Genomic DNA, 12,545 nt, shown 5'->3' with positions numbered 1-12,545 from the left:
GTTAACACGAGGCTAATATCATGAGCAAGCCCAACAATCCTGCTGACGATTGGAAAATCTGGCTCGTCGTGAATCCTGCCACCTGGCTGATGCCCATCTTCTATGCGCTGCTGGTTCTCGCCATCGCTGTGCATTGGGTGGTTTTCGCCGTCGGTCTCGGCTGGCAGTGATCTGACCCGACTGGTCCGGGGCGGTTCGTCCGGTCCGGGTCGCAAGTCGGCTGAGATCCAGATCGGCGCTGGTTGCCTTCGGGTGGCCGGCGCCGATTGCGTTTGGGGCCGCTGAATCCTCCGCTTCATGGGTCATGGTGTCGGCTGTCGCCTCTCGGGCCCGAGGCGATTTGGTGCTGCGCGGGTGTGATCGTCGCGCATAGAAAAAGGGCCGCACCTGGGTGCGGCCCTTCCGGGTATGGCGCTCTCTAGGGGATTCGAACCCCTGTTACCGGCGTGAGAGGCCAGCGTCCTAACCACTAGACGAAGAGAGCGGTAATGCATCTAAGAATGGCGTATTATACGCAGATTCTGCCGCACGACAAGCGGCTGTTAACATCGCCATCATGAACGGTCGTTCTTGGATGTGTGGAGGCCGGATCTGGCGTTCCCTGAATCCAAGTCGCCGCATTGGCGCCACAAGGAATCCGCTTTCAGTTACGGTCATGCAGGAATCCGACCCCGAATCAGATACGAGGAGCGCACGCCCTTTGATCGTGCCGCGTCCAGAGCACAACCTCTCCCGCGCCAACATCAGCGAGAACGCGCTCAAGGTGCTGTATCGCCTGCGGCAGGAGAACTATCAGGCCCATCTCGTGGGTGGAGGTGTCCGCGATCTGCTGCTCGGGCACGAGCCTAAGGATTTCGATGTCGCGACCGACGCGACCCCGGAACAGGTGCGCCAGGTCTTTCGCAACTGCCGCCTGATCGGCCGGCGGTTTCGGCTCGCCCATGTCCATTTCGGCCGCGACATCATCGAGGTCGCCACCTTCCGCGGCAGCGGGGAGGAGAGCGATGGCGAGGATCCGGATCGCCGCCTGGAAAACGGCATGATCGTGCGCGACAACATCTACGGCTCCATCGAAGAAGACGCGCTGCGACGCGATTTCACCATCAATGCGCTCTATTACGATATCGCCGATTTCTCCTTGATCGATTACGCCGATGGATTGGCCGATCTGCGCGCCGGCCGACTGCGTCTCATCGGCGATCCGGAACAGCGCTACCGCGAGGATCCGGTACGGATGCTGCGCGCGGTGCGTTTCGCCTGCAAGCTCGGCTTCACCATCGATACAGAGACCGAGCGCCCGCTCTTCGAGCTGGGCCATCTGCTGCACGATATCCCGGCCGCGCGTCTCTTCGACGAACTCATCAAGCTGTTCCACTCGGGATACGGGCTGGATGTGTTCGAGAAGCTGCGTCATTACGGTCTCTTCGGCCATCTGTTTCCGGCGACCGAGGCCTGTCTGGCGTGCGAGGATCAGGCGTTTCCCGTCACCTTCGTCAGTCGTGGTCTGTCCAACACCGATCTGCGTCTGCGGGACGACAAACCGACCACGCCGGCCTTCCTGTTCGCCATCCTGCTCTGGGAGCCGGTCCGCCGGGCCTACGAGCGGCTGCTGGGGGAGGGCGGGAATCCCATCGATGTCATTCAGGCGGCCTCGGTCGAGGTCTGTTCGCGACAGCAGTCTCTGGTGGCGATTCCCAAGCGCTTTTCGCTGCCGATGCGCGAGATCTGGGCCCTTCAGCACCGTCTGGAGCAGCGCGAGGGCAAGCGTCCATATCGCCTGATCGCCCACCCCCGCTTCCGTGCGGCCTATGATTTCCTGCTGCTGCGCGCCGAGGCAGGGGAGGCCGACTCGGAGCTGGCCTCCTGGTGGACACGTTTCCAGGATGCCACGAGCCAGGAGCGGGCGAGCATGACCGAGTCGGGCACCAAGCGACGGCGATCCCGCTCGCGGCGCCGCAGGCGCAAGCCCTCCGCCTCGGCCAGCGAGGTGTCCGGCTGAGGCGATCTCCGGTTGCACCGGCTGGCCGGATCCCTATCAAGCCTCCGGTGCCCGGCCGGTTCGTAGCCGCGCGACGAGGTGGCGCCATGTCGGTCATGCCACTATCTTCCTTATCCATATGCGTTTTTTCGCGGAGGCATGCATGTCCGCCGTTCCGATTTCCGTTTCCAGCCTCGCCGCCATGAAGTCGCGGGGCGAGCGGATCGTTTCTCTCACCTGTTACGACGCCACCTTTGCACGCCTGCTCGATGGTGCAGGAGTCGACCTCATGCTGGTCGGGGATTCGTTGGGCATGGTTCTGCAGGGGCACCGCACCACGGTCCCGGTGACCCTCGATCAGATGGTCTACCACACCGCCTGCGTCATGCGCGGATGCGAGCGCGCGCTGGTGGTGGCGGATCTGCCCTTTCTGGCCTGCGCGACCCTGGATCGCGCCATCGACGGCGCGGCCCGTCTGATGCAGGAGGGCGGGGCGCAGGTGGTCAAGATCGAGGGCGGTGCGCCCATGCTGGAGATCGTGCGCCACCTGTCGGAGCAGGGCGTGCCCGTCTGCGCCCATCTGGGACTCATGCCTCAGTCGGTGAATCGGCTCGGGGGCTATCGTTATCAGGGGCGCGATCATGCGTCGGCCGAGGCGATCCGGCACGAGGCGCTCGCGCTCCAGGATGCCGGTGCCGTGATGCTGGTGCTCGAATGCGTTCCGGAGGCGCTCGCGGGCGAGATCTCGCGCACCCTGAGCATGCCGGTCATCGGCATCGGCGCCGGTGCCGAGTGCGATGGCCAGGTGCTGGTGCTCCACGACATGCTGGGGCTGAACCCCGGTCGTTCGCCGAGCTTCAGCCGCGATTTCATGGCCGGGCGCGATTCGGTCGCTGCCGCCGTCGCCGCCTATGCCGCCGCCGTGCGCGAGGGCACATTCCCCAGTTCCGCTGAAACAATCTACTGACCCATCGTTCGGAGAACACATGGAGCGCATCGAGCTTCTCGAAGATCTTCGCCAGCGCGTCGCCGAGTGGCGCGCGGCCGGCCGGCGCGTGGCCTTGGTCCCGACCATGGGCAATCTGCATCGCGGTCATCTCTCGCTGATCGAGGAGGCGTGCCGTCGCGCCGATCGAGTGGTGGCGACCATCTTCGTCAATCCGCTGCAGTTCGGCCCGAGCGAGGATCTGGACGCCTATCCGCGGACCCTTGTCGAGGATCAGCGCCGGCTTATGGAGGCGGGTTGCGATCTGCTGTTCACGCCGACGTCTCAGGTCATGTATCCGAATGGTCAGGAGTCGCAGACGCGGATCGAGGTCCCGGAGCTTTCGGATATCCTCTGCGGCGCGACCCGTCCGGGCCACTTCGTGGGAGTCGCCACGGTGGTCTGCAAGCTGTTCAACATGGCGCAGCCCGATGTCGCCCTGTTCGGCGAAAAGGATTTTCAGCAACTGCTGGTGATTCGGCGTATGGTCGCCGACCTGAATATGCCGATCGAGATCGTCGGCGTACCCATCGCGCGCGAGTCCGACGGCCTCGCGATGAGTTCGCGCAATGGCTATCTGACCGCCGAGGAGCGCGCCCTGGCGCCTGGGCTCCACCGCGCACTGCTCGGCGTGGAGTCGGTGTTGGCCGCCGGCGCCTCCATCTCCGAGGTCGAGGCCGCGACCGCGGCCGCGATCGGCGAGGCGGGCCTGCGGCCCGACTATATAAGTATCAGGGCCGCGGCCGATCTGGCGCCAGCGGCCGAGACGGATGAGGACCTGGTCGTGCTCGCCGCCGCCTATCTGGGGCGGGCGCGCCTGATCGATAACCTGCGGATCCGCCGGACCGCCGCTCGATGAGGGTTTCGGCATGGCCCTCCCATGGGTCCATGGCGACGGCGATGCATCCCCGCATCGCCGGGGGCGGTCCAGGCGGTCGATGAGACAGGTGCGGATGTTCCGCGTCGGTATCTTGAATAACCGAGTGCTGCATTGCAGCAAATGCTGCGGTAGACTTGGTTCGAACTGAAACAAATAGTCTTTATCGGGTTTCTCGATCGAACCCTTGAAGACGTGGCCGTCAGTGCCATTGAGAGGCCATCAGGGCCATTGAGAGGATTGAGTCAATGCATTTAACCTTGCTGAAGTGCAAGCTTCATCGCGCTTGTGTGACGCATTCGGAAGTGGACTACGAGGGCTCCTGCGCCATCGACGCGGAGCTGCTGGATCTGGCCGGGATCCGCGAGTACGAGCAGATCCAGATCTACAACGTCGCCAATGGCGAGCGCTTCACCACCTATGCCATCCTCGCCGAGGCCGGCTCGCGGATCATCTCGGTGAACGGTGCCGCCGCGCACAAGGCGGCGCCGGGCGATCGCGTCATCATTTGCGCCTACGCCGGCATGTCCGAGGCGGAGGCCGATGCCCACAAGCCGAGTCTCGTCTATCTCAACGAGGCGAATCGCGTCATCCGTACCGGAGACGCCATCCCGGCTCAGGCCGCCTGAGGCTTCGGCCCGGGCCATTGGTCGAGGTCGGTGCGGTTTGACGCCGAGATCTCCGGGCGATGGCGCGGTCCCTCTTCCGCCTGAGTCGCGCCTAGGGTGCGGCTCAGGCCGATGCTGCGTCGGCGTGCGACTGACGCTCCAGGATGGCATCCGTGTAGAGCTGGAGGTAGCGCAGCGCGCTGGCCTCCCAGCTCATGTCCTGGGCCATCCCGGTCGTCGCCAGCCGTCTCCAGCCCTCGGGGTCGTTGCGATAGAGATCGACCGCCTGGCGGATCGCTCCGAGCAGCACCTGGGGTTGGGGCTCGTCGAACAGGAACCCGGTCGCGGTTCCTGCGGCGAGGGCCTCCTGGGTCGCGTGCGTGACCGTGTCGGCCAGTCCGCCGGTGCGATGCACGATGGGCGGCGTTCCGTAGCGCAGGCTGTAGATCTGGTTCAGTCCGCAGGGCTCGAAGCGCGAGGGCATCAGGAAGCTGTCGCAACCGGCCTCGATGCGGTGCGCCCGTGACTCGTCGTAACCGATGAAGACGCCGACCTGACGCGGGTAGCGTTCTGCGATCTCGAGCAATTCCTGCTCGGCATGGCGCTCGCCCGAGGTCACGATCATCAGCTGGATGCGCGGGTCCTCGAGGAGTTGCGGCAGCATCGCCAGGATCAGATCCACGCCCTTCTGCTCGACCAGTCGTCCGATATATCCCAATACGAAGGCGTCCTCGCTGCGAGGCAGGCCGAATTCGCGCTGCACGTCGAGCTTGTTCTCCGCCTTGAGTCCGAAGGAGTCGGAGTCGTAGTTCTGCATGATCGTGGGGTCCGTCGCCGGATTCCAGACCTGATAGTCGATGCCGTTGAGAATGCCGCTGAAGCGGTTGCCGATCTGGCGCAGCAGACCGTCCAGGCCGCAGCCGAACCTGGGCGTGCGCACCTCTTCGGCATAGGTGGGACTGACGGTGTTGACTCGGTCCGAGAAGACGATCCCGCCCTTGATGAAGGACAGCCGCTGATGGAATTCGAGCCCGGACAGCGTCCAGAGCGCGGGGGGAAGGCCCAGCCGATCGAAGGTCGCGCGGTCGAAGAGCCCCTGATAGGCCAGGTTGTGGATGGTGAAGATCTTGGCAGGGCGGTCCGGAAGGTCCGACATCAATGCGGGCGCCAGGCCGGTCTGCCAGTCGTTGCAGTGCAGGACGTCCGGCCGCCAGCCGATGCCGGGCAGGCCATAGGCGACATGGGCGATCACGCGGCAGAGCAGCAGAAAACGCTCGGCATTGTCGCCCCAGTCGCGGCCGCTGAGATCGGTATAGGGGTTGCCCTCGCGATGGAAATATTCGGGCGCGTCCACCAGATAGACGGGTAGATCGGCGTCCGGATGCCATCCCTCCAGCAGGCGCACGCTCGCGCGGCAGCCCGGGATCCTGAATTCGCACAGCGTCTTGGGCTCGCGCAGCTGGCGCGTCGCCTGAGGATAGGCCGGCATGATCAGCCGGGCGTCATGGCCGAGCTGGCGCAGTGCGATCGGCAGGCTGGCGGCGACATCGGCGAGTCCGCCGGTCTTGATGAGGGGGTGCGCCTCGCTGCTGGCTAGCAGGATGCGTTGGCGGTCCTGATTCCAGGCGGCCTGGGCGGGTTGGTTGGGTGACTGCTCCATCGAGGTCTCTGTAGTCCAGCGAGAGGGTGGCTGGGGTGGTTACTGGAAGCGGGGAATTTCATGGCAGACATCACGTTAGCACACTTGTCCCGGATCGAGCCAACGGGCCATGTGTGCCGGGTCGAAAGGCTCGGTATCGCTTCGACCCGGGTATCGGGTCTGGCAGGCCATTCCCCTCATGGATGCCCCGACATCGCTCAATCCGCCCGAGTATGGTCCAATGCGCCCCGATATTCGCCCAGGAGGATACTGAATGAATGCCTCCCTGGCATAACACTCGGTTGCGAGCCGAAAAACGTGGTTTCCGACAGGCTCCATTTGCAAGCGACCGGGTGCATGTAAATGCCGGGCCATCCTTGGCCTGGGCGGTGAACGCAGTCAATCGGCGTTTCCCTGGGTTCCAGATTCATCCGTTACAGGAGATTCCAGCATCATGTCGCTCGTGAACGAGACAACTCAATGGCAGGCCCTGCAAGCGCATTGGGACGCGATGAAAGATGTACGCATGCAGGATCTGTTCGCCGCCGATCGCCGCCGTGCCCAGTCCATGACCCTGGAGGCCGCGGGGCTGCATCTCGACTACTCGAAGAATCTCGTCACTCCCGAAACGCTCGACAAGCTGATCGACCTGGCGAAGGCGGTGGATCTCGAGGGCTGGATCCGGCGCATGTTCGAGGGCGAGCCGATCAACAGCACCGAGCGGCGCGCCGTGCTTCACATCGCCCTGCGCAATCGCTCCAACCGTCCCATCCTGGTCGACGGTCAGGACGTGATGCCCGAGGTCAACAAGGTTCTGGCGCGCATGGAGTCCTTCGTCGGCCGGGTGCGCTCGGGCGAATGGACCGGACACACGGGCGAGCGCATCACCGACGTCGTCAACATCGGGATCGGTGGCTCCAACCTGGGTCCCAAGATGATCTGCGCGGCGCTCGCGCCCTATCAGAGCGAGAGCCTGAGGGTCCATTTCGTCTCCAACGTCGACGGCACCCATCTGGTCGAGACCGTCCGTCACCTGGATCCGGCGCGCACCCTCTTCATCGTCGCCTCCAAGACCTTCACCACCCAGGAGACCATGACCAACGCCGCCAGCGCGCGCGAGTGGCTGCTCGCGGCCCTGGGAGACTCGGCGGCGGTGGCCAGACACTTCGTCGCCGTCTCCACCAATGCCGAGAAGGTCGCCGCCTTCGGTATCGATACCGCCAACATGTTCGGCTTCTGGGACTGGGTCGGCGGGCGCTATTCGCTCTGGTCGGCCATCGGTCTGCCGATCGCGCTCGCGGTCGGGCTGGACCGCTTCCTCGAACTGCTCGAGGGCGCCCATGCCATGGACGAGCATTTCCGCACCGCGGATCTGCACGAGAACATGCCGGCCCTGATGGGCCTGATCGGGCTCTGGTACGCCAACTTCGCCGGCGCCCGCACCCATGCCGTGCTGCCCTACGACCAGTCGCTGCGCTTCCTGCCGGCCTATCTGCAGCAGGGCGACATGGAGAGCAACGGCAAGGGCGTGACCCGCGAGGGCGTCGCGGTCGACTACAGCACCGGCCCCGTGGTCTGGGGCGAGCCCGGCACCGACGGCCAGCACGCCTTCTACCAGCTCATCCATCAGGGCACCCAGATGATCCCGGCCGATTTCATCGGGGCCATCCACAGCCACAACGAGCTGGGCGATCACCATCCCAAGTTCATGGCCAATTTCTTCGCCCAGACCGAGGCGCTGATGCGCGGCCGCACCTATGACGAGGCTCTGGCCGAGATGCTGGATGCCGGAATGGAGGAGGAGCGTGCACGCTTCCTCGCCCATCACCGGACCTTCCCCGGCAACCGTCCGACCAACAGCATCCTCATGGATCGTCTCACGCCGCACACCCTGGGTGCTCTGGTCGCCTTCTACGAGCACCGTATCTTCACCCAGGGCATCGTCTGGGGCATCAACTCCTTCGATCAATGGGGCGTGGAACTCGGGAAGAAGCTCGCCAACGTCATCCTCGACGAGATCCGCGCGGGCAAGGTGACGGGCGATCACGACGCCTCGACGCGCGCCCTGCTGGATCATTTCATCCGGCGTCGCAAGGGCTGACCTGCTGAGCCTCGATCGAAGCGCACAGGCGTGAAGGGCGCAAAGGATGTCGATGGACCGATGCCGATGCGCTTGTGGCCGCCGCACTCCATACAAACCGAATTCAAGCCGCTATCCGCTATCTGCTATCCGATGTCCGATCCGATTCAACCGCTGACCTCCCTGAATCCAGACGAACGCCGCATCCTGCAAGTGGTATCGGTCGTCTACGAGCCCACGACCCAGACGAACCTGCAGAAGATCCTGAAGCGACTCAAATGGCGCGACTCCGAAGGGCGACCGCTCGTCGATCTGATGGCGAAGCCCTTGCGCGAACGTCTGGTGGATCAGGGGTTGCTGATCGCCGAGCGTTCCGGGCTCCGCTGCCCGTTCGATCTGGCCGAGAGGCTGACGCGCGAGACGGTGAAGGATGGCACCTTCAAGGAGATCGTCGAGGCGGCCGAGCGGGAGGTGAGCAGCCGGCCGCAATATCATTGGCAGCAGCAGGATCCGGAGAAGGGCGTTCGTCGTCTGCGTGTCGCGCTCTATGGCGGGCACGAGCGCGAGGTGCTCGAGGAGCTCGGGCTGACGGAGCAATCCGCCGACGGACGTCTCTCCTATCAGGACGTCGCACCGCTGGCCCATGTCTGTACCGCCTCGCTGGATACGGAATGGCTCGGGACGCTGTCGCCCCGACTGCGCGTCCTGGCCCTGGCCCCAAGTCTGGTCGAGGCCGGTTACCGGCTGACCGCGACATCGGATCTGGACGGGGTGGCGCGTGGGATCCTGGAGTCGCTCATGGACGCGCATCCGGCGGCGGCCCTGGCGCTGGCCGAGCGTAATCTGATCGATGGCCGGCTGGACGAGGCCGCGTCCATCCTGGCGCAGCGGGTGTCCAACGACTCCCTGCCGCTGATCGGCTGGCTGCATTTCGTCCAGGGCCGACATGAGGAGGCGCTGGGCGTCTTCGATCTCCATCTGACGACCCTGAAGCGCCAGACCCGCAAGCGCAATCTCACCCTTCGCGGGTTTCCGGGGGCGCTGCATCTCCTGTCGCTGGTCAAGCGTGGCGATCCGGCCGACCTGGATTTCGTGATGCGTCAGCTCGAGATCGTGGCGCGTTCAAAAGAGAGGGCAAGCTTCGATCTCGTCCTCTATCTCGTCGAATCGCTGGCGGGCGTTCTCAGTGGGCGGCTGCGCTTCGAGTCTGCGTCCCGGTTGCGCCGAGATCCGGCGGGTGAGGGGCCGATGACCTTGCTCTTCCATCTCTTGGCGCTGCATTGGCTTGGCGAGAAGCTCGAGGTCAAGGGGCTGGAGCTGCTGGCCGAATATGGCAGGCAGGCCAAAGCGGCCGGGGCGCTCTGGTATGCCTGGGAGGCCAACGAGCTCTTGCGGATCGGAGGGCGTCCGTCCCGGCTTCTGGATCTGCCGCCGCGTCCGGATCCCATGCCCTCATTGGTCGCTCTGCTCGCGCCCAAGTCGACCTGGGAGATCGCGCTGGATGCGCTCAAGGGTCTGGGGGCGCCGGGTGAGGCCAAGTCGGGGGCCGCTCTGGCAGCGGATTCGGGTCCGGATCGGCGCATGTGCTGGGTGCTCAACATTTACGGCGGACGGGCCACCCTGGAGCCGCGCGAGCAGAAGCGCAACAAGCGTGGCGGCTGGACCCAGGGCCGGGCCGTGGCCCTGCAGCGTTTGGCCGAGTCGATCGACGAATTCGAGTATCTGACCGACGAGGATCGGCGCATCCTGATCGGTTTGTCTCAGGATCACGAGGCTGGCTGGTACGGTCGGTCCTACTACAGTCTCGACTCGGACCAGGCGCTGCTCGGTGCGGTCGGCCATCCGCGCATCTTTCGGCCGGGGGCCATGGAGGCCCCGATCGAGGTCGTCCAGGTGGGTCCCGTGCTCGAGGTCGTGAAGCGCAAGCAGGACATTCTGGTGCGCATCGATCCCTTTCCTCCGGAGGGGTTGAACCTGTTGGTGGAGAAAGATGGGGCGCAGCGGGTGCGTATCGTCCGCTTCGAGGCATCGCACCGCCGGATCGCGGGCATCCTGGGGCGGGAGGGTCTGGCGGTGCCGCCGGACGGCAAGGACAAGGTGCTCGAGGGCATTGCCGCCGTCGCACCCTTGCTCACCGTGCACTCGGCGATCGGGGGGACCGAGCATCTGGCCGAGTCTCGAGAGGCAGACACCCGGCCCCGGGTCCATCTCAATCCGCTCGACGAGGGTCTGACCCTCGAGCTCTTCATGCATCCCCTCGGCGACGAGGGGCCGCGCATGGCGCCGGGGCAGGGCATGGCCACGCTCTTCGCCGAGATCGACGGCCGCCCGGTGCAGACCACCCGGGATCTGGTTGCCGAGCGCCGCGCGGCCAAGTCGGTGATCGACGCCTGTCCGGCCCTGGCCGGCCAGCGCGGCTGGAGCTGGACCCTGGAAGACCCCGAGGAGGCGCTCACCGCGCTCGAGCAGCTGTATGCGCTCGGCGATGCCCTGGTGCTGCAGTGGCCGGAGGGCAAGCGGATCGGTCTCACCCCCGAACTCGCCCCGTCGAGCATGCGGGTGAGCGTGACCAAGGAGCGCGACTGGCTGGGGCTGGATGGCGAACTGGATCTCGAGGACGGACGGGTGCTGGGCATGCAGCAGCTCCTGGATCTGGTCCAGGAGTCGTCTAGCCGTTTCGTGCGGCTCGGCGAGCGCCAGTTCCTGGTGCTGAGCGACGCACTGCGCCGCCAGCTGGAGGGCCTCGCCGGTCTGACCGACAAGGGGCGTTTCAATCCCCTGGCGGCGGGCGCCATCGACGAGAACCTGGCGGGCATGTCGGTCAAGAAGAACGCCCAGTGGCAGTCCACCCTGAAGCGGCTGTCCGAGGTGCGCGAACTGGAGCCGACCCTGCCCTCGACCCTCCAGGCCGAGCTGCGCGACTACCAGGTCGAGGGCTTCCGCTGGCTGGCGCGCCTGGCCCACTGGGGCGCGGGCGCCTGTCTGGCCGACGACATGGGGCTCGGCAAGACGCTGCAGGCCCTGGCGCTCATCCTCTCGCGGGCGACCGAGGGGCCGACCCTGGTGCTGGCGCCCATGTCGGTCTGCTCCAACTGGATCGCCGAGGCCGGCCGCTTCGCCCCGACCCTGAATCCCAGGCGCTTCGGCGCGGGCGACCGCGAGGAGATGCTGGAGTCGGCCGGTCCATTCGATCTTCTCGTCTGCAGCTACGGTCTGCTGCAGACCGAGGGCGAACGGCTCGCCGCCGTCAAGTGGGCGACCATCGTCGCCGACGAGGCCCATGCCTTCAAGAACGCCGCGACCAAGCGCTCGCAGGCGATCATGAAGCTCGACGCCGGCTTCCGCATGATTACCACCGGCACCCCGATCGAGAACCATCTGGGCGAGCTCTGGAACCTCTTCCGCTTCATCAATCCGGGTCTGCTCGGATCGCTCGACACCTTCAACCGGCGCTTCGCCGCCCCCATCGAACAGCACCAGGACTCGGGCGCGCGCAAGCGGCTGCGCCAGCTGCTGCGGCCCTTCGTCCTGCGCCGGCTCAAGAGCGAGGTGCTGAGCGAGCTGCCGCCGCGCACCGAGATCAGCCTCGAACTGGAACTGGGACAGGCCGAGGCCGCGCTCTACGAGGCGGTGCGCCGCGAGGCCCTGGCCAAGCTCGAGACCGAGGAGACCAATCCGGGCCAGAAGCGCATGCAGCTGCTCGCCGAGATCATGCGGCTGCGCCGGGTCTGCTGTCATCCCAGGCTGGCCCTGCCGGACAGCGAGTTGTCGAGTTCCAAGCTGGACGCCTTCGGCGAGATCCTCGACGAACTGCTCGACAACCGTCACAAGGCGCTGGTGTTCAGCCAGTTCGTCGACCATCTGTCGATCATCCGCGAGTATCTCGACACGCGCGGCATCGTCTACCAGTATCTCGACGGCTCGACCCCCGAAAACCAGCGCAAGAAGGCCGTCGCCGCCTTCCAGGCCGGGGAGGGCGATCTCTTCCTCATCAGCCTAAGGGCCGGCGGGTCCGGTCTCAACCTGACCGCCGCCGACTATGTCATCCACATGGATCCCTGGTGGAACCCGGCGGTCGAGGATCAGGCCAGCGACCGCGCCCATCGCATCGGGCAGGAGCGTCCGGTGACCATCTACCGGCTCGTCACCAAGGGCACCATCGAGGAGAAGATCCTCGCCCTGCACGCCTCCAAGCGCGATCTCGCCGACGGGCTGCTGGAGGGCACGGGCGACGGCGGACGGCTCAGCTACGACGAGATGCTGTCGCTGATCCGCGACCAGGCGGTCTGATCCGGTCCCTGGATTCCCGAGAATTGAACTGTGTTTAACTTGGCGTTACCGGTCCGCCGCCGCTATAGTCCTCGCCCTTGAGCCCGAT

At 65.5% G+C, this 12,545-nt stretch carries 8 protein-coding genes and 1 tRNA gene; 7 read left to right on the top strand and 2 right to left on the bottom strand.

Annotated features, from left to right (window positions below):
* Nucleotides 1-20: 20 nt before the first annotated feature.
* Entirely contained in the window at nt 21-170 is a 150-nt protein-coding gene (gene pufA, locus D779_RS21640) for a light-harvesting antenna LH1, alpha subunit (RefSeq protein WP_081763443.1), read from the top strand.
* 239 nt (nt 171-409) lie between these two features.
* On the opposite strand, the gene D779_RS09935 is transcribed toward pufA, so the two are convergent.
* Nucleotides 410-484 (bottom strand) — tRNA-Glu (locus D779_RS09935).
* 171 nt (nt 485-655) lie between these two features.
* Between D779_RS09935 and pcnB the strand changes: the two genes are divergently transcribed.
* The 4 genes from pcnB to panD all read left to right on the top strand — a co-directional run bounded on the left by pcnB (nt 656) and on the right by panD (nt 4,469).
* A complete protein-coding gene (pcnB, locus tag D779_RS09930; protein WP_081763442.1) occupies nt 656-1,999 on the top strand; it encodes a polynucleotide adenylyltransferase PcnB in 1,344 nt (447 codons plus the stop codon).
* Between the two features lie 142 nt (nt 2,000-2,141).
* Nucleotides 2,142-2,945 carry a 3-methyl-2-oxobutanoate hydroxymethyltransferase gene (gene panB / locus D779_RS09925; protein ID WP_043753301.1) on the top strand — a complete coding sequence of 268 codons (804 nt, stop codon included), beginning with the start codon at nt 2,142-2,144 and terminating at the stop codon, nt 2,943-2,945.
* A 19-nt stretch (nt 2,946-2,964) separates the two neighbouring features.
* Nucleotides 2,965-3,822, top strand: a complete 858-nt coding sequence (gene panC, locus D779_RS09920) for a pantoate--beta-alanine ligase (protein ID WP_043753227.1) — start codon at nt 2,965-2,967, stop codon at nt 3,820-3,822.
* Nucleotides 3,823-4,088: 266 nt separating this feature from the next.
* Nucleotides 4,089-4,469, top strand: a complete 381-nt coding sequence (gene panD, locus D779_RS09915) for an aspartate 1-decarboxylase (RefSeq protein WP_043753226.1) — start codon at nt 4,089-4,091, stop codon at nt 4,467-4,469.
* Between the two features lie 103 nt (nt 4,470-4,572).
* Here the strand turns inward: panD and glgA are convergent, their stop codons facing one another.
* Entirely contained in the window at nt 4,573-6,108 is a 1,536-nt protein-coding gene (gene glgA, locus D779_RS09910) for a glycogen synthase GlgA (RefSeq protein WP_052348019.1), read from the bottom strand.
* Between the two features lie 433 nt (nt 6,109-6,541).
* Between glgA and pgi the strand changes: the two genes are divergently transcribed.
* Nucleotides 6,542-8,188 (top strand): glucose-6-phosphate isomerase, encoded by a 1,647-nt coding sequence (gene pgi, locus D779_RS09905; RefSeq protein ID WP_043753224.1) that lies wholly within the window; start codon nt 6,542-6,544, stop codon nt 8,186-8,188.
* A gap of 132 nt (nt 8,189-8,320) precedes the next feature.
* Nucleotides 8,321-12,457 carry a DEAD/DEAH box helicase gene (locus D779_RS09900; RefSeq protein ID WP_043753222.1) on the top strand — a complete coding sequence of 1,379 codons (4,137 nt, stop codon included), beginning with the start codon at nt 8,321-8,323 and terminating at the stop codon, nt 12,455-12,457.
* Nucleotides 12,458-12,545 lie beyond the last annotated feature (88 nt).

Source organism: Imhoffiella purpurea, assembly GCF_000585215.1.
GTDB classification, from domain to species: domain Bacteria; phylum Pseudomonadota; class Gammaproteobacteria; order Chromatiales; family Chromatiaceae; genus Imhoffiella; species Imhoffiella purpurea.
Note: the sequence above shows the minus strand (reverse complement) of the source record. Positions and strands in the feature narration are given on the sequence as shown.

Excerpts from the sequence above, each read along its gene's own strand:
- pgi (WP_043753224.1), top strand. The coding sequence starts at position 6,542 with ATGTCGCTCGTGAACGAGACAACTCAATGGCAGGCCCTGCAAGCGCAT.
- panB (WP_043753301.1), top strand. The coding sequence starts at position 2,142 with ATGTCCGCCGTTCCGATTTCCGTTTCCAGCCTCGCCGCCATGAAGTCG.
- pcnB (WP_081763442.1), top strand. The coding sequence starts at position 656 with ATGCAGGAATCCGACCCCGAATCAGATACGAGGAGCGCACGCCCTTTG.
- panD (WP_043753226.1), top strand. The coding sequence starts at position 4,089 with ATGCATTTAACCTTGCTGAAGTGCAAGCTTCATCGCGCTTGTGTGACG.
- pufA (WP_081763443.1), top strand. The coding sequence starts at position 21 with ATGAGCAAGCCCAACAATCCTGCTGACGATTGGAAAATCTGGCTCGTC.
- glgA (WP_052348019.1), bottom strand. The coding sequence starts at position 6,108 with ATGGAGCAGTCACCCAACCAACCCGCCCAGGCCGCCTGGAATCAGGAC.
- D779_RS09900 (WP_043753222.1), top strand. The coding sequence starts at position 8,321 with ATGTCCGATCCGATTCAACCGCTGACCTCCCTGAATCCAGACGAACGC.
- panC (WP_043753227.1), top strand. The coding sequence starts at position 2,965 with ATGGAGCGCATCGAGCTTCTCGAAGATCTTCGCCAGCGCGTCGCCGAG.